The sequence below is a fragment of the Pseudonocardia sp. genome (genome assembly GCF_025465255.1).
Taxonomy (GTDB): domain Bacteria; phylum Actinomycetota; class Actinomycetes; order Mycobacteriales; family Pseudonocardiaceae; genus Pseudonocardia.
Genome location: NZ_JAODNI010000072.1, coordinates 1 through 16,896, shown reverse-complemented (window position 1 = coordinate 16,896; position 16,896 = coordinate 1). Strand labels below are relative to the sequence as shown.

General features: G+C 73.7%; 16 protein-coding genes and 1 pseudogene. 9 read left to right on the top strand and 8 right to left on the bottom strand.

Annotation, left to right across the window (positions count from 1 at the left end; all coding sequences use genetic code 11):
* Positions 1-41 precede the first annotated feature (41 nt).
* Positions 42-1,268, top strand: a complete 1,227-nt coding sequence (locus tag JWP64_RS07280; RefSeq protein WP_297493791.1) for an AI-2E family transporter — start codon at positions 42-44, stop codon at positions 1,266-1,268.
* Positions 1,269-1,283: 15 nt separating this feature from the next.
* Here the strand turns inward: JWP64_RS07280 and JWP64_RS07275 are convergent, their stop codons facing one another.
* Positions 1,284-2,225 (bottom strand): NAD(P)-dependent oxidoreductase, encoded by a 942-nt coding sequence (locus tag JWP64_RS07275; RefSeq protein ID WP_297493789.1) that lies wholly within the window; start codon positions 2,223-2,225, stop codon positions 1,284-1,286.
* Positions 2,226-2,390: 165 nt separating this feature from the next.
* Here JWP64_RS07275 and JWP64_RS07270 point away from each other — a divergent pair, with 165 nt between their 5' ends.
* Positions 2,391-2,564, top strand: coding sequence for a hypothetical protein (locus tag JWP64_RS07270; RefSeq protein ID WP_297493787.1), 174 nt, complete (start codon positions 2,391-2,393; stop codon positions 2,562-2,564).
* Here the strand turns inward: JWP64_RS07270 and JWP64_RS07265 are convergent.
* On the bottom strand, positions 2,549-3,061 hold the full coding sequence (locus JWP64_RS07265) for a hypothetical protein (RefSeq protein WP_297493786.1): 513 nt from the start codon (positions 3,059-3,061) through the stop codon (positions 2,549-2,551). The genes JWP64_RS07270 and JWP64_RS07265 overlap by 16 nt on opposite strands.
* A 35-nt stretch (positions 3,062-3,096) precedes the next feature.
* Here JWP64_RS07265 and JWP64_RS07260 point away from each other — a divergent pair.
* A pseudogene (locus tag JWP64_RS07260) lies at positions 3,097-3,708 on the top strand (VWA domain-containing protein); the annotation flags it as partial.
* The gene (locus JWP64_RS07255) at positions 3,701-4,840 is read left to right on the top strand and encodes an XdhC/CoxI family protein (RefSeq protein WP_297493784.1); all 1,140 of its coding nucleotides are present in this window, start codon (positions 3,701-3,703) and stop codon (positions 4,838-4,840) included. The pseudogene JWP64_RS07260 and the gene JWP64_RS07255, both read left to right, overlap by 8 nt.
* A gap of 29 nt (positions 4,841-4,869) precedes the next feature.
* On the opposite strand, the gene JWP64_RS07250 is transcribed toward JWP64_RS07255, so the two are convergent.
* The 6 genes from JWP64_RS07250 to JWP64_RS07225 form a co-directional block, all read right to left on the bottom strand.
* Positions 4,870-5,652, bottom strand: a complete 783-nt coding sequence (locus tag JWP64_RS07250) for a TIGR03943 family protein (RefSeq protein ID WP_297493783.1) — start codon at positions 5,650-5,652, stop codon at positions 4,870-4,872.
* Positions 5,649-6,665, bottom strand: a complete 1,017-nt coding sequence (locus JWP64_RS07245) for a permease (protein ID WP_297493782.1) — start codon at positions 6,663-6,665, stop codon at positions 5,649-5,651. The genes JWP64_RS07250 and JWP64_RS07245 overlap by 4 nt, the downstream gene beginning before the upstream one ends.
* A 68-nt stretch (positions 6,666-6,733) precedes the next feature.
* Positions 6,734-7,819: an LLM class flavin-dependent oxidoreductase gene (locus JWP64_RS07240; protein ID WP_297493781.1), complete on the bottom strand. Its 1,086-nt coding sequence runs from the start codon at positions 7,817-7,819 to the stop codon at positions 6,734-6,736.
* Positions 7,820-7,900: 81 nt separating this feature from the next.
* Positions 7,901-8,056, bottom strand: coding sequence for a hypothetical protein (locus JWP64_RS07235; protein WP_297493780.1), 156 nt, complete (start codon positions 8,054-8,056; stop codon positions 7,901-7,903).
* 106 nt (positions 8,057-8,162) lie between these two features.
* Positions 8,163-8,924: a hypothetical protein gene (locus JWP64_RS07230; RefSeq protein ID WP_297493779.1), complete on the bottom strand. Its 762-nt coding sequence runs from the start codon at positions 8,922-8,924 to the stop codon at positions 8,163-8,165.
* Positions 8,925-9,005: 81 nt separating this feature from the next.
* On the bottom strand, positions 9,006-10,691 hold the full coding sequence (locus tag JWP64_RS07225) for a Na+/H+ antiporter (protein ID WP_297493778.1): 1,686 nt from the start codon (positions 10,689-10,691) through the stop codon (positions 9,006-9,008).
* A gap of 329 nt (positions 10,692-11,020) precedes the next feature.
* On the opposite strand from JWP64_RS07225, the gene JWP64_RS07220 reads away from it, so the two are divergent.
* From JWP64_RS07220 to JWP64_RS07200, 5 genes are all read left to right on the top strand, one after another.
* Complete coding sequence (locus JWP64_RS07220) at positions 11,021-11,560, top strand: 2Fe-2S iron-sulfur cluster-binding protein (RefSeq protein WP_297493777.1); 540 nt, start codon at positions 11,021-11,023, stop codon at positions 11,558-11,560.
* Positions 11,557-12,555, top strand: a complete 999-nt coding sequence (locus JWP64_RS07215; RefSeq protein WP_297493776.1) for a xanthine dehydrogenase family protein subunit M — start codon at positions 11,557-11,559, stop codon at positions 12,553-12,555. The genes JWP64_RS07220 and JWP64_RS07215 overlap by 4 nt, the downstream gene beginning before the upstream one ends.
* A gap of 1 nt (position 12,556) precedes the next feature.
* Positions 12,557-14,659 (top strand): xanthine dehydrogenase family protein molybdopterin-binding subunit, encoded by a 2,103-nt coding sequence (locus JWP64_RS07210; RefSeq protein WP_297493775.1) that lies wholly within the window; start codon positions 12,557-12,559, stop codon positions 14,657-14,659.
* A gap of 195 nt (positions 14,660-14,854) precedes the next feature.
* Positions 14,855-15,958 (top strand): serine hydrolase domain-containing protein, encoded by a 1,104-nt coding sequence (locus JWP64_RS07205; RefSeq protein WP_297493774.1) that lies wholly within the window; start codon positions 14,855-14,857, stop codon positions 15,956-15,958.
* A gap of 335 nt (positions 15,959-16,293) precedes the next feature.
* Positions 16,294-16,896, top strand: a 603-nt coding sequence (locus JWP64_RS07200) for a hypothetical protein (protein ID WP_297493773.1), incomplete at its 3' end; no start/stop codon positions are given.

Sequence of the window (16,896 nt, the reverse complement as noted above, 5' to 3'; positions counted from 1 at the left end):
CCGTTGCCCGCGGCGGTGTGCCGCGGGGGGGACGGTGGACGATGACGGCCACGACGGGCGGTCGGGACGACACGGGGGAACGCGCCGCCGAGCGCGATCACGGGCCGGACCGGAGCACGGCACCCGGGCACCACCCGCGGGTCGCGCTACCGCACACCGAGGCGGAGGGCCCGATCGCCGAGGCGGAGCGGGCGGCTGCGCACGCCGCCGACGACGATCACCCCCTCGGGGAGCCCGGGCGGCCGCTGGACCGGCGCTCTCCGTTCATGATCGGGCTGATCGGGTCGGCGGGGGTGGCGGTCACGGCCGGGCTCGTGCTGATCCTGGTCAACTCGTGGTCGGCGCTCCTGCTGATCGGCGTCGCTCTGTTCCTCGCGATCGGCCTGGAGCCGGCGGTGTCGGGGCTCGTCCGCCGCGGGGTGCGGCGCCCGCTCGCGGTGACCGGGGTGTCGATCCTGCTCGTCGTCGTGGTGGCAGCGTTCCTCGCCGCCGCGATCGTCCCGCTCGCGGCGCAGGCGGCGGCGTTGTTCGACCGTGCCCCGGCAATCCTGCAGGACCTGCAGAACCGCAACTCGGTGCTGGGTGGCCTCGGCGCCCGGCTGCAGATCCAGCAGCGGATCGAGCAGCTGGTCAGCGGCAACGGCTCGACGCTGGTCAACGGCGTCCTCGGGGCCGGCGTCGCCGTGTTCGGCGTCCTGGCCGACTCCGTCGTCGTCCTGGTGCTGACCGTCTACTTCCTGGCGTCGCTGCCCGCGACCCGCGTCCTGGTGTACCGCCTCGTGCCGCACTCCCGACGGCCGCGCGTGATCCTCATCGGCGACGAGGTCCTCGCCAAGGTGGGCGCGTACGTGCTGGGCAACGTGCTGATCTCGGCCATCATCGGCGTCGTGACCTTCATCTGGCTCGAGATCTTCCAGGTGCCGTACCCGCTGGCGCTGTCGGTGCTCGTGGCCCTGCTCGACCTCGTGCCCGTCGTCGGGTCGACGATCGCCGGGATCATCGTCGCGCTCGTCGCGTTGAGCGTGTCGTGGCCGGTCGCGCTCGCCACGGTCGCGTTCTACATCGTCTACCGCTTCCTCGAGGACTACCTGCTCGTCCCGAAGATCATGGGCCGTGCGGTGGACGTGCCGGACACCGTGACCGTGGTCTCGGTCCTCATCGGCGGGGTGTTGCTCGGGGTCGTCGGGGCGCTGGTCGCCATCCCCGTCGCGGCCGCGGTGACGATGGTCCTGCGCGAGGCCGTGTTCCCGCGGCTCGACCGGGCCTGACCGGCTTCGGGGCGGCTACGAGATGGCCGCCCAGCCCTGCTGTACCCCCGTGTTCCCGGCGTCGACCCGGTACTGCACCTCCGGGCGCAGGTAGCCGTCGTCGTCGAGCCAGTCCCGCCAGCTGCGCTTCGGCTTCCAGCCCAGCAGCCGAACCGCCTTCGCGGTCGAGATGCCCGACGCGTCCTCGCGCGAAACCGGGCGCAGCTCGACCTCGTCGCCGAAGTGCCGGCGGACCAGGTCGTGCAGGGGCAGCCCGTTGGCGTTGTCCGCGGCCGCGGCGTAGAGCACCTCGTGCCCCGGGATGTCCGTCGTGGCGGCGAGGACCAGCAGGTCGGCGACGTCGTAGACCGTGACGTAGGACCAGAACGAGGCGCTCCTGTCCGCGCCCGCGGCCCGCACGATCGGCCCCACGTTGCGCTCGATGTTGCCCTCCCACTGCACCCACGTGGGTCGCACCGACACCCCGTTCATGTCCGAGCGCGCCACCGCGGCGTCCATCAACGCCTCCCCCACGCTCTTCGACAGCGCGTAGCTGTCCTGGGGGGCGACCCGGTGGCCCTCGTCGATCGGCGCGTAGTCGGCGTGGAAGTAGCGGGTCGGGTAGGAGAACCCGGGGACGGTCTCGCTGGACAGGTGCACGAACCGGGAGACGCCGGAGCGCTCGGCCGCCTCGAGGGTGTTGTAGGTGGCCATCACGTTGTTCTGGAAGATGACGTGCGGCGGGTTCTTCACCGGGCTGGGGATGGCCGCGGCGTGGATCACCGCATCGTGCCCGGGGACCACGGCCGCCGCGTGCCCGGCGTCGGACAGGTCGGCCTGGATGTAGCGCACCTCGCGGGCCCGTTCGTAGACGGGGGCGGCGGCGTCGACGGCCGTGACCTCGTGTCCCGAGCGGAGAAGATGATGCACCGCCGCGGCGCCGACCTTGCCTCGGGCGCCGGTCACGAGGATTCGCATCGTGAAGGGCTACCCCCCGTCGACGGACGTAACCCTCCGCACACGAGGTGGTCGTGTCCGTGAGGCGGTGCCTACCCTTCGGGGGCCCTGCGTACCGGTTGTCCGGGTGCTCCCCTGCTCCCGCCGGACCCGGTTCGCGCGGACGTCGAGGAGAGCATCGTGAATGTGAAGTACCCCCTGGTCCCCCTGCCTTGCCGGCACTGCCGGGCGAGCCGCCGGCTCGGGACCGTCCACCACCAGCCCGGCTGCCCCATGGACACGGCGAACCTGGCCTTCTTCGGCCACCCGGACCTGATGGAGCTCGACCTGCACCTGGCCGCGTACTACCCCGAGCCGTAGCGGTCGTCCTCAGCCACCGACGTAGGACATCTCGATCCCGGGCATGCCCAGCCACACCGGCACCGCGGCGCCGGTCCCCCGCAGCTCGGATCCTCGCGGGCGGTCCGGCGAGCGGCGACCGCGTCCCGCAGCTCGGTGCCCGTCGCACCGCCGCACAGCATCGCCCGCAGGTCGAGGCCGCTGCTCGAGAACAGGCAGGTGTGCAGCTGTCCGTCGGCCGAGAGCCGCGCCCGGCTGCAGTCGCCGCAGAACGGCAGGCTCACCGAGGTGATCACACCGATCTCCCCGGCCCCGTCCCGGTAGCGGTAGTGGGTGGCGACCTCGCCCGAGGTCGCGGCGGGCAGCGGTTCCAGGGCGTGGTGGGCGCCGATCGCCGCGAAGATCTCGTCGGCGGGCGCCACCTCGGCGGAGTGCCACCCGTTCGTCGAGCCGACGTCCATGTACTCGATGAACCGGACGATCACGTCCGTGCCGCGGAACCGCTCGGCGAGGGGCACGACGCAGTCCTCGTTCCGCCGCGCACGGCGGCGCCGATCCCCGCCGGACCCTGCGCGCGGCGATGCGGACCGGCGGCGAGGTGCGCACCCTGCTCTACTGCGACCGCGACCGGCGGCCCCGCAAGGTGGTGCTGCTGATCGACGTGTCGGGCTCCATGCAGTCCTACGCCGACGCGCTGTTGCGGTTCGCGCACGTGGTCGCGCGCCGTGCCCCGGGCTCCACCGAGGTGTTCACCCTCGGTACCCGGCTGACGCGGGTAAGCCGGGAGCTGCGGATGCGCGACCCGGAGCACGCGCTGCGCGCGGCCGGCCTGGCGATCCCCGACCGGGCCGGCGGCACCCGGCTCGGCGAGGTGCTGCAGACCTTCGTCGACGACTGGGGCCGGCGCGGCACCGCCCGGCGCGCCGCCGTCGTCATGTTCTCCGACGGCTGGGAGCGCGGCGACGCGTCGCTGCTCGGCACGCAGGTCGCGCGGCTCTCCCGACTCGCGCACCGGGTCGTCTGGGTCAACCCGCACGCCGGCAGGGCCGGCTACTCGCCCGTGCAGGGCGGGATCGTCGCCGCCCTGCCCCACCTGGACGCGCTGCTCGCCGGGCACAGCCTGGCGACGCTGGAGGAACTGATGGAGCTGATCCGCGATGCGTGACGTCCTGGACCCGCTGACCGAGCTGTGGTCCGCCGGCGGGCCGGTGGCGCTGGCGACCGTCGTCGGGACCTACAGCTCCGCGCCCCGGCAGGCCGGCGCGAGCATGCTGGTGGCCGCCGACGGCCGCGTGGTCGGCAGCGTGTCCGGCGGCTGCGTCGAGGGGGCGGTCTACGAGCTCGGCCGTCAGGTGCTGGTGGGCGGCGAGCCCGTGCTGCAGCGCTACGGCGTCTCCGACGACGACGCCTTCACCGTCGGCCTGACCTGCGGCGGCATCATCGACATCTTCGTCGAGCGGATCGACACCGGCTCGTTCCCCCGGCTCGCCGACCTGGCCCGGGCGATCTCCGCCGGCGAGCCGCTGGCCGTCGCCACCGTCGTCGCCGGGCCCCCCGACCGGGTGGGCAGGCGGATCGTGCTCCGCGCGGGGCGCACGGAGGGCAGCACCGGATCGGCCCGGCTGGACGACGTGATCGCGAACGACGCCGGCGGGCTGCTCGACGCCGGCCGGAAGGGGCTGCTGCACTACGGCCGCGACGGCCGCCGCGGCGAGGGCCTCGACGTGTTCGTCGAGTCGTTCGCCCCGCCACCGCGCCTGATCGTCTTCGGCGCGATCGACTTCGCGGCGGCGATGGCCCGGGTAGGGGCGTTCCTCGGCTACCGGGTGACGGTGTGCGACGCCCGCCCCGTCTTCGCGACCGCGAGCCGTTTTCCCGATGCGGACGAGGTCGTCGTGGAATGGCCGCACCGCTACCTCGCCGCCGAGGCCGTCGCGGGCAGGATCGACGCCCGGACCGCGCTGTGCGTGCTCACCCACGACCCGAAGTTCGACGTCCCGCTCCTCGAGGTGGCCCTGCGCCTGCCCGAGGTCGGCTACGTCGGGGCGATGGGCTCGCGGCGCACCCACCACGACCGGATCGACCGGCTGCGCGAGATCGGGGTCAGCGAGCACGAGATCTCCAGGATGTGCTCGCCGATCGGGCTCGACCTCGGCGCCCGCACCCCGGAGCAGGCGGCCGTGTCGATCGCCGCGGAGATCGTGCTGCGGCACTTCGGCGGCACCGGCCTGCCCCTCGGCGCGCGGGAGGGCGCGATCCACGAACCGGACGGGGACGGCCTGCGCACGAGCGCCTGAACCGAGCGTCCCCGTCGGGGATTACGGGGTCACTGCTCGTAGGTCTCCCCGGGGGCGTCGATGGTCCGGACCCGCGACGCCGTCAGGCGCGCGACCCGGGCGCCCGGCTCCGACGCCAGGTAGGTCCCCGTCACGTCGACCCAGGTGTTCGCCGGGTAGTCCTTCGGCGCGCCCACGACCTCGACGAGGTAGGCGCGGGCGTCCGCGGCGCAGCAGCTGATCCGCAGCCGGCTGAGGTACCAGCCGCCGTCAGGCCGCGGGGTCACGAAGCCGGTCAGTTCCACGCTGCGCCCGGCCAGGGTGCGACCGTCGTCCCAGGCGGCGCGCTCCGCGTAGTCGTACACGGACGGGCGCGCCGGGTCGGGGCCGCCGAGCGGCTCGAAGCGCGCCGACGACGGCGGCTTCGGCACGTCCGCGCCCGCCCGGCCCGCCGCGAAGGCACCGAGCGCCGGCGGCGGGACGAGGAACACCAGCAGGATCGGGAGCAGCAACAACCAGGCGATCCCGGGGACGCGGGAGTGGTCGTGGCCCTCGGCGCGGCGATGGGCTTCGAGGACCTCCGGCGCGAGGGCGAGCGGGCCGCGGGTGTGCAGGCGGCTCCGTGCCGGTTCGGCCGCCTCGGTGCGCGGTTGCCGCATCTCGCGCACGGTGCCGGCGATCCCGAGCACGACCAGGCCGGCGCCGACCGCGAGCAGCCACCAGCGGTGGCCCGGCTTGACGAAGTTGAGGAACTCCCCGGTCAGGGTCAGCCGTACCACCACCGCCCCCAGCACGAACAGCAGGACCGGCCCCACTGCCGCCCGGCCGGTCACAGCAGGACCGTCCCGACGACCAGGCTGAGGACGACGGCCACCACGAACGTCAGCGGCGCGAACCGCCTGCTGAACGCCTGGCCGAACGTCCCCGTCTGCATCGCGACGAGCTTCAGGTCCACCACCGGCCCGACGACCATGAACGCCAGCTCGGCGGTCGGCGAGAAGCCGGTCAGGCTGGCTGCCACGAACGCGTCCGCCTCGGAACAGACGGCGAGCAACACCGCGAGCACGGCCAGGACCAGGACCGACACGATCGGGACGCCGGCGACGGTCAGCGACCAGGCCGGGTCGACGGCGACGTTCAGCGTCGCCGCGAACAGCGCCCCCACGACCAGGAAGCCGCCGGACTGCAGCAGGTCGTGCTGCACCGTCAGGCGGAAGGTCTCCCAGGGCCCGCCGTCCTCCGCATGGATCGCCCGGGGCGGGCGCAGCGGCACGTCACGGCCGAACCGCGCCCACACCCAGCCCACGATCAACGCGGTGCCCAGGCCGCCCAGGCACCGGGCCACGACCATCATCGGCTCCTGGGGGAACGCGACGGCGGTGGCGACCAGCACCACCGGGTTGATCGCCGGGGAGGAGAGCATGAACGCCAGCGCCGCCGACGGGGCGACGCCGCGGGTCATCATCCGTCCCGCGAACGGCACGGACGCGCACTCGCACCCCGGCAGCGCGGCCCCGGCGACACCCGCGACGGGCACGGCCAGGCCCGCGCGCCGGGGCAGGACCCGTTGCAGGACGCGGTCCGGGACGAAGGCCGCGATCAGGCCCGAGAGCAGGACACCGAGCCCGAGGAACGGCAACGCCTGCAGCACGATCGCGACGAACACCGTCGACCAGGCCTGCAGGGCGGGCCGGTCGCCCGCCAGCACGACGAAGATCTCCTGCCCGACCATCGCGGCCACGCAGACGCCGACGAGGACGAGGACGCCGACCGGCGGTGTGGGTGGGTTGCGCAGCCGCTCGCGCCGCTCACGACGTTGCTCGGCGAGCCGATCCTGGGTGGTCACCGGACTCCTTCTCTCGGCGGTGGTCCGGTACGAGGGACCCTCGGTCCATCGACGCGGAAGCCCGCACGTTACGGCGGCCCCGACGAGCCGGACGAAGGCGCCGTGTCACCTCGAGCCCGGTGGTCTCGGCCGCCGCTGCCCGGGGGCACACGCAGGGCCGGCAGCACCTCGGCACCGAGGCGCCGGATGTTCTCGAGCGTCCGGCCGGGGTCCCCGTGCCCCTCCACCATCAGGATCGCGTGCTCCACACCCGCCGCCGCGGCGGTGCGGACGAGCCGCCGCCGGCACGTCTCGGGTGAACCGACCGGGTGCAGCCGGCACAGCAGTGCCGCGTACTCGTCGGGATCCCGCGTCGGGTGGGCCGCCCCGTCGGCGCGGCGGTACCCGGCCAGTCCGGGTCCCAGCCACAGCGGGAGCCGGGCGCGCATGGCCGCCTCCGCCTCCCCGTCGGTGTCGGCCACGTACGCGAGGTGGGTGCTGACGTGTCCGCCGACGGCCGTCCCCGCGAGCCGCCGGTGGTCGGCCACCATGCGGGCCTTCTCCCCGTCGTCGGCGTGCATGCCCAGCAGCACCGGCAACCGCCGGCGCGCCGCCGTCTCGACGGACTCCGCGGACGTGGCGGCGACGAGCACGGCAGGCGGCTTCCCGCCCCGGGGACCGGGCACGACCTGCACCTCGGGGAACCGGTAACCGGGGCCGCTCCCCCGGACCGGGCGGCCGGCGAACGCGGCCAGCACGTGGTCGAGTGCCTCGGGGAAGCCGGCGCGCGGGTCGGCCGCACCGTCGTCGGCGCCGCCGAACACCCGCAGGTCGATCCACGGGCCGCCGCGGCCGACGCCCAGGACCAGCCGGCCGCCCGAGAGCTGGTCGAGCAGCAGCGCCTGCTCGGCGACGGCGACGGGATGCTGGGTCGGCAGGACACAGATCGCCGTGCCGACCGAGACGCGCGTCGTCGCCGCCAGCAGGTACCCGGCGAGGGTGAGCGCGGACGGGCACACCCCGTAGGACATGAAGTGGTGTTCCGCGACCCAGACGTCGTCGAACCCCGCGGCCTCGGCGGCGACGGCGGAGGCGACCGTCCGCTCGAGCACCTGCGTGTGGCTCTGCCCGGGGAACTGCGCCGACAACAGGAGAACCCCGACCCGCACCCGCATCGCCCCCTCGCCGTGTCCGCACAGCACCGCGCCCCGGCACCGAGTTGTCGGGTGCCGGGGCGCGAGGCCACGTGAAGGGTGTCAGAACCAGACTTTTCGGCCTCCCACCGGGCGGCCGACGCTGCCGAGGATCAGCAGCACGATGCCGACGATCAGGAGAAGTCCGCCGAGGTAGTACAGCAGGCTCAGGCCGGTGAGGTACCCCACCACCAGCAGGATCAGACCGAGGATGATCACGAAAGCCTCCGAAATGGTGTCCGGGCTCGTTGCCCGTCCGATGTCGACACGGAGTGCCCGATCGGGCGAGTTTCTACTGCTCCGGCGACAGGGAGTTACCGAGACGTTATGAAGCCGCCGCCGAGACCGCGACGAGCATCCCCCGAGCCCGGTGTTCCACGGCGCCGACGGCGGGTCCGGGAAGGACCCAGCCGGTGCGTCGCTCCAGCTCTGACAGCCGCGCCAGCGCGCGCCGGTACGCCGCGTGCCGTTCACCGTCGTGCGGGGTCGACTCCGCCGCGGTGAGCAGCTTGATCGTCTGGTCGAGCAGCTTCCGTTCACCGGGCGCGAAACAGGCGGCGCCGACGCGGTCCGCCGCGTCGACCGCGGCCGACCAGGCACGCTCCGCCCGCTCGGCCGCCCGGGTGAACTCCGCGGCCGCAGCGGCGCCGGGGTAGCCGTCCGTCCGGAGCGCGCACGCCGACGCGAACTCGTCGACGAATCGTGCCGTCGGCGGGCGGGTCACGTCGGCCAGGGCCGGTCGGGCCAGCACCGCGCGAGGGTCGCACTCGAACGCCGCGAACTCCCCCGCGGTGCGGCCGTAGCGCTGGACGGCCGCCTGCCAGGCGTCGCGCTCCGCCTGCTCCGGGCGGGACCAGGCGCGCCACTTCTCGATCAGCATCCGGTCGTACCCCTGGTGGTGGGCGAGGACGGCGAGCAGCAGCAGTACCACGACCAGCCCGGGGAGCAGCGGCCACCAGTCCGTGTCGGCCCCGCCGTGGTAGTGCCCGTGGTGTCCGTGATACCCGTGGTCCTCGTAATACCCCTGGTCCTCGTGATACCCGTGGTGCCCGTCGTGTCCGTGGTGGTCATCGTCGAAATCAGGCATCGCGTCCCCCACCGGTCCTCCCGCGGAGACGGAACGCTACCCCTGATCGGCCCGACTCCCCAGACCTCGCGCGACGCCGGTTCAGCGGCGCCGGCGGAGCTGGGTCTCGTCGAGATCGAGTTCCTGACTGATGGCGACCATGGTGGGCCGCGAGATCTCCCCCTTCTCGTGCAGCGCGCGCAGCGTGTCCCGTTCGACGTCCACGAGCCGGAGCCGCAGGTCGCTCGCGTCGAGGCGGTCGGGCCGGGGATCGTCGCCGTCGGGGTCGTCGTCCGGCGTCGTGCGCCGGCGGTCCGAGCCCGGGTCGAGCTGGTCGCGCAGGCGGTCGCGGCGCAGTTCGAGAACCTGCCGCAGGGCCTCGGCACCCGGTGGGTCCGGCTCGTCCCGGGCGGCCACGTCGTCGAGCTCGCGCAGCGCCGCGTCCACCGTGGCGCGCCGCGCCCGGGCCCCTTCCGTCTGCTCGCGCTCGTCGGGCCGCAACTTCAGTCGCCGGAGCAGGAAGGGCAGTGGCACCGTCTGCCCGACCAGGGTGACCAGGACGACGACCACCGTCAGGAACAGCAGCAGGTCCCGCCGCGGGAACTGCTGCCCCGTCGCGGTGACCAGCGGGATCGAGAGGGCGACCGCGAGGGACACGGCGCCGCGGGGGCCGCACCAGCCCAACACCAGGCGTTCCCGGAACGTCATGCGCGACGTCAGCTCCTCCCGCACCGGGAGCAGGCCCGCCAGCAACGGGACGAGCAGCACCCAGGCCATCCGGACCCCGATCGCGACCACGACCACGGCCCCGGACGCCACGGCCAGGAGCCCGGGCGGGTAGTCGCCGACCACGGCGACGATCGCGGGGACCTGGATTCCCAGGAGCACGAACAGCAAGGCGACCAGCAGCGTGTTGAGCACCCGCCAGAACGTCTCGGTCTGCAGCCGCGACGTCGGCTCGACCAGGCCACGACCGCGCGTGCCGAGCCACACCGCCGCCGCGACCGTCGCCAGCACGCCGGAGGACTGCACGAGCTGGGCCGGCACGAAGGCCAGGTAGGGGGTGATCAGCGACAGCAGCACCTGGCTGGTGCTGTCCCGGATCCGCCGGCGCAACGCGGCCGTGAGCACCCCGACGAGCAGGCCGAACCCGATCCCGCCGCCGACCTCGACCGCGAGGTGGGTCAGGACGTCACCGGCCGAGGCCGGTGCCCCGACGCTCGCGACGGCCACGGCGAACAGCGTCAGCGCCACGCCGTCGTTGACCAGTCCCTCCGACTCCAGGACCGTGACCAGGCGCCTCGGCGCGCCGAGGCGCTGCAGCACGGAGCCGGCCGCGACGGGATCCGGCGGCGCCACCGCCGCCCCGAACGCGATCGCCGCCGCCCAGCCGACGTCCGGGAACACCGCCAGCAGCGTCGCCGCGACCGCGACCGCGGTGACGAGCACGAGGCCCACCGCCTGCCCGAGCACGGCGACGAGGTTGTGGATCGTCTCCCGGGGATCGCTGAAGAACGCCGCGTAGTAGATCAACGGCGGGAGGAAGAGCAGCAGCACCAGATCCGGCGACAGCCGCACCCCCGCCATGCCCGGGAACAGCCCGGCGACCACCCCGAGCAGCACGTAGGCGGCGGCGTCCGGGATCCCGGTCCGCCCCGTCACGAAGCGTCCGAGCAGCACCGCGCCCGCCAGCACCATCGCCACGACGAACACCTGTATCGGCACGAGCGGGCAGTACCCGGTCCACCCGCGCCACACGCAGCCGGCACGCGGGCGCTCGACCGGCACGCGCCCACTCCGGGGCCGCGTGGTCATGGACCGCACGCCGCACGGGAGCGACCCGGGCCGGCCAGCCGACGGATCACGAGGCCGGTGCGGGGGCTTCCGCACCGGCCCCGGAGAACTGGGCCCCACCGGGGCGTCGGCACAGGCTTACCCCGCCCGGCGGGCCTCTAACGCGTCACCGGTCCCGGGTTCGGGCGGTGAGATCGACCGACCAGCAGCTAGCCCACCCCGACGCCGACGGACGCGCCGAGTACCACCCGGAGGGCCCGTGGGCCCCGCCCAGGCGTCACGTCGGCGGGTTGGAACGACGCGGACGGGGGAATCACTCGCCAATGGACTCCGAACTGACCCTGCAGGTCGACGGCGCCACCCACCACCTCATGATCGACACCCGCACCTCCCTGCTCGATGCGCTGCGCCAGCGGATGGGGATCACCAGCCCCAAGAAGGGCTGCGACCACGGTCAGTGCGGCGCCTGCACCGTGCTCGTCGACGGCCGCCGCGTGCTCGGCTGCCTCGCGCTGGCCGTCGCGTACGACGGCGCCGAGATCACCACCGCGGACGGGCTCGCCCCCGGCGACGCCGGCGGGCACCCCGTCCACCAGGCGTTCCTGGACAACGACGCGTTCCAGTGCGGCTACTGCACCCCCGGGCAGGTGTGCTCGGCCGTCGGCGTCCTCGACGAGATCGGGCGCGGCTGGCCGAGCGCGGTCACCGAGGACGTCGCGGCCGGCCCGCGGCTCGACGACGCGGCCGCGATGGACGCCGAGATCGCGGAGCGGATGAGCGGCAACCTGTGCCGGTGCGGCGCCTACAAGGGCATCCGGGCCGCCGTGAGCCAGGCGGCGCGGGCCGGCGGAGCAGTCCGATGAAGCCTTTTGCCTACCAGGTCCCCGGCGACGCCGTGGCCGCCGTCCGGTCCGTCGCGGACCGGCCGGACGCCTCCTTCCTGGCCGGCGGGACGAACCTCGTCGACCACCTGCGGCTGGGCCTGATCGAGCCCGGCCTGCTGGTCGACGTCACGTCCCTCACCTCGGACGAGATCACCGACCACGAGGGCGGGCTGCGGATCGGCGCCGCCGTGCGCAACTCCGACCTCGCGGCGGACCGACGCGTCCGCGAGCGCTTCCCGGTGCTCGCCGAGTCCCTGCTCGCCGGCGCGTCCGGCCAGCTCCGGAACATGGCGACGACCGGCGGCAACCCGCTGCAGCGCACCCGCTGCGTGTACTTCCAGGACGTCAGCACGCCCTGTAACAAGCGCGAGCCCGGCTCCGGCTGCTCGGCGATCGGCGGATCCACCCGCAACCACGCGATCCTGGGGGCCTCCGAGCACTGCATCGCCACCCAGCCGTCGGACATGGGGGTCGCGCTGGCGGCACTCGACGCCGCGGTGCAGGTCCTCGGACCGGGCGGCGAGCGGACGATCCCGTTCACCGAGCTGCACCGCCTGCCCGGCGAAACCCCGGAGCGGGACACCGTTCTCGAGCACGGCGAGCTGATCACCGCCATCGACGTGCCGGACCTGCCGATCGCCCGCCGCTCGCGCTACCGCAAGGTGCGGGATCGGGCGTCGTACGCGTTCGCGCTGGTCTCGGTGGCCGCGGCACTCGACGTCGCGGACGGCGTGGTGCGGGACGCACGGATCGCGCTGGGCGGCGTCGCCCACGTCCCTTGGCGGGCACGGCGGGCCGAGGAGGCGCTGCGCGGTGCGCCCGTGTCCGAGCAGTCCTACCGCGAAGCGGCCGAGGCGGAGCTCGCCGACGCCCGTCCCCAGGACGGCATCGACGGCGGCAACGGGTTCAAGATCCCGTTGGTGACCGGCACGCTCGTCGCCACGCTGCGCGAGCTCGCCGGTGAGGAGGCCTGAGATGACGCAGACCCTGGAACCCCGGGCCATGGGACAGGACCTCGTCCGCCGGGACGGCCCGGCGAAGGTGCACGGCACCGCGATCTACGCGGACGAGACGCCCGTCGAGAACCCGCTGTACTGCCGGGTCGTGCAGTCGACGATCGCGCGCGGCCGGGTGCGGTCCGTGGACACGACCGAGGCGTCGGCGCTGGACGGGGTGATCACCGTCCTCACCCCGGGCACCGCCGAGCGGCTGGCCTCCACCGACGACGCCGAGCTCGCCGTCCTGCAGTCCGACGACGTCGGGTTCCGCGGCCAGATCGTCGCGGCCGTCGTCGCGGAGACCTTCGAGATCGCGCGCGAGGCCGCGAACCTCGTCCGGGTCGAGTACGACGCGGTGGACCACGACACCCGGCTGTCCGCGGACCGCCACGACCTCTACGCCCCGGAGAAGGTCAACGCCGGCTACCCGACGGACACCGACGTCGGGAACATGGAGGACGCGATGGCGTTGGCGCCGGTCACGCTCGAGCAGACGTACACGACCCCGATGCAGCACAACAACCCCATGGAGCCGCACGCGACGACGGCGCTGTGGGATCCGGCTCGGGGGGACGGGTCCGGCCCGGGCCTGATCCTGTGGGATTCCACCCAGGGCGTGCATCCGATGCGGGCGACCGTACGAGGGGTGCTGGGGCTCGAGGCGGACCAGGTGCGGGTGGTGTGCCCCTTCGTGGGCGGCGGCTTCGGGTCGAAGGGCACGCCGCACGCGAACGTGGTGATGGCCGCGATGGCGGCACGCGCCGTGCCCGGCCGCCCCGTGCGGCTGGTGCTGACCCGCCAGCAGATGTTCTCCCTCGCCGGCTACCGGACCCCGACGATCCAGCGGATGCAGCTGGCCGCGGAGCGCGACGGCACGTTGCGGGGGATCGCGATCGACGTCGTCGAACAGACCTCACGGATCAAGGAGTTCGCCGAGCAGACGGGCGTGCCCACCCGGAAGATGTACGCGGCGGCGAACCGGCGGAGCACCCATCGGCTGGCCGCGCTGGACGTCCCGGTGCCCTCCTGGATGCGGGCGCCGGGCGAGTGCCCGGGCATGTTCGGGCCCGAGGTCGCGATGGACGAGCTCGCGCACGAGCTGGATCTCGATCCCGTGGAGCTCAGGATCCGGAACGAACCGGAGCTCGACCCGGAGACCGGGAAGCCGTTCTCCTCCCGCAACCTGGTCGCCTGCCTGCGCGAGGGGGCCGAGCGGTTCGGGTGGGCCGGGCGTGACCTCACTCCGCGCGCGCGCCTCGAGGACGGCTGGTGGGTCGGCACCGGGGTGGCGGCCTCGGTGTACCCCACGATGCGCCAGGCCCAGTCCACCGCGGCCGTGCGGTTCGACGGCGGCCGCTACATTGCGCGGATCGGGGCGGCGGACCTCGGCACGGGAGCCTGGACCGTCCTGCCCCAGATCGCGGCGGACGCGCTCGGGGTGCCGGTCGAGGACGTCGACGTGCTGATCGGGGACACCGACTTCCCGGTCGCCTCGGTGGCCGGCGGTTCCTCGGGCACGGCGACGTGGGGGTCCGCGCTGGTCGAGGCGGCGCGCGAGTTCCGGGACAAGTTCGGCCGCGGCGCTCAGGACGGCGACGAGGTCGAGGCCGGCGTACGGCCGAACCCCGACGCGGGCAGCTACACGATGTCCGCCTACGGCGCGCAGTTCGCCGAGGTGTGCGTGCACGCCTACACCGGCGAGGTGCGTGTCCCGCGGCTGTACGGCGTGTTCGCCGCGGGTCGGATCCTCAACCCGCGGCTGGCCCGCTCGCAGCTCCTCGGCGGGATGACCATGGGGTTGGGCATGGCGCTGCACGAACAGAGCGTGCTCGACCCGCGCTTCGGCCATGTCGTCAACCACGACCTCGCCGAGTACCACGTGCCGGCGAACGCGGACGTCGCCGACCTGCAGGCCCACTGGATCGACGAGCACGACCCGCACGTCAACGCGATGGGTTCGAAGGGGGTCGGGGAGATCGGCATCGTCGGGACGGCCGCCGCGATCGTGAACGCCGCCTGGCACGCCACCGGGGTGCGGGTACGGGACCTGCCCGTCACGCTGGACCGGTTCCTGACGTAGGGCGCGGAGGCGTCGCTCCCCCCACGGCCTGCGCCGTGATCGCAGCCGTCCGCGCCGTCGCCGGTCAACCAAAGATCGACGATCTGGTGTGTCAATGATTCGTTGACGAATAGTGGTGGCACGAGGGGCTCGATGAGTTCCAGGGGCGACGACGGTCGGAAGGGGGACGGAGCCGGCGCGACGAGGAGCGGTGCGATGGGTGACATCCAGGAGATCGTGGCGGAGATCGCCGACGGGTTGGTCGCCTCGGGCACCGAGCGTGGGCTGCAGGTGACGGCGTACGTCGACCAGCAGCCCGTGGTCGACGTGGTCGCGGGCGTCGCGGATCCCGGCACCGGACGGCCGGTCGAGCCCGGCACCCTCTTCTACAACTGGTCCATCGGCAAGGGTGCCACCGCGACGCTGGTCCACCGGCTGGTCGACGCCGGGTCGCTCGGCTACGACACTCGGATCGCGGACCTGTGGCCGGAGTTCGCGCGGCACGGCAAGCAGTCGATCACCGTGCGGCAGGTGCTGAACCACAGCGCGGGCGTACCGGGACTGCCGGCGGACACCACGCCGGAAGCGGTCTGCTCCTGGGAGCGGATGATCGCCGCGCTCGAGGACGCCGAGCCGTGGTGGGAGCCGGGCACGAAGGTCGGCTACCACGCCTACACCTTCGGCTACCTCGCCGGCGAGATCGCCCGCCGCGCGAGCGGCCACGAGCTGGGCGACCTGCTCGACGACCTGACGACGACGATCGGGCGGCCCGGTGAGATCCGCTTCGGGATGCCGGCCGCGGAGGCGTCGGGGCTCGCCGTGCTTGAGGACGCGCCGTCGGAGACGGACTGGTCGGAGATCCCGGCGGACCTGCCGATGTTCCGCGCCGCCCCGCTGTCCGTCTTCCCGAGCGCGGCGTTCGGCAACGACCTTCGCGTGATCGCCGCCGACATCCCGGCCGGCGCCAAGGTCACCGCCCGCGCCCTCGCCCGGATGTACGCGGGCTGGCTGGGCGAGGTCGACGGCGCCCCGCTGGTGAGCGCGCAGCGCCTGGCGGAGGCGTCCGCGGAGTCGTCGTCCGGGCCCGACCAGGTCTACGGCAACGAGAGCCGCTGGGGCCTCGGGTTCGGGCTCGGCCTCCCGTGGGACGAGGCGGGCTCGGCCCGGGTGTTCGGGATGGCGGGTGCGGGCGGGAGCTGGGCCGGCGCGGACCCGGAACGCGGGGTCGCCGTGGCCGTGACGAAGAACGTGCTGAGCATGGACTTCGAGACGGTGACGACGGTCGTCGGCGCGATCCTCGCGGAGGTCGACCGGAGCTGAGCCGAGGGGCCGGCCCTCCGGATCGTCAGGTGCGACCGGCGGATGCAGGCCGCGAACAGACGAACGGGACGTCGTCGATGGCCCAGGAAGAGCGGCGACGACCTGCGCCGTTTCGGCTACGATCCTCGGCGGCCCGGCTCGCCGCCTCTGCCCGACGTCGGGACGGCGGCGACATCGGCCGGATCGTGTTCGACACCAGCACCGCACCCGGGCTCAGCACCGTCATCACCTGCGGGTCGACGGCACGGATCAGCAGGGGGTCGCCCACCTCGAAGTGCCCGTCCCTCGAACGCCGTGCCGCATCGCACTCCGTACCGGACGAAAGGCGATCTCCGATGACCAGGACACGGGCACAGACACGCCAACGGGCGGGGGCCCTGGGGCAGTTCGGCTTCGTGCTGGGCTTCCTGCCCTGGATCGTGTTCTCCGTCGTCGCCCAGCGGCTCGCCGCGAACGCCGTGGCGTGGAGCGCGGTGATCGCGCTGGCGATGACCGTCGCGGCGCTGCTTCTCGGGTGGCGACGGCACGCACCGAAGATCCTCAACCTCTGCTCGCTGGTCCTGTTCGCGATCATGGCCGTGGCCGGGTTCGTCGGCGGGCCGGGCGTCGACCGGTGGCTCTTCGAGTGGGGCCGCCCGCTCGTCGGCGTCGTCCTGGGCCTGTTCGTCCTGGCGACCGTGCCGGTGCTGCCGTTCACGGCCGAGTACGCCAGGCAGAGCACGCCACGCGAGTACTGGGACTCCCCCACCTTCACGAAGATCAACCGCGTGCTGAGCGCCGCCTGGGGTGCTGCGCTCATCGTCATGGGGCTGGCGTCGCTGGCCGTCACCGCGCTCGACGCGCAGGCCACCGACCCGGGCAGTGACCACCTGCCCGACCTGTTGCTCAACTGGGTCGTGCCGATCGTCGTCGTCTGGGCGGCCGTCCGGTTCACCGCC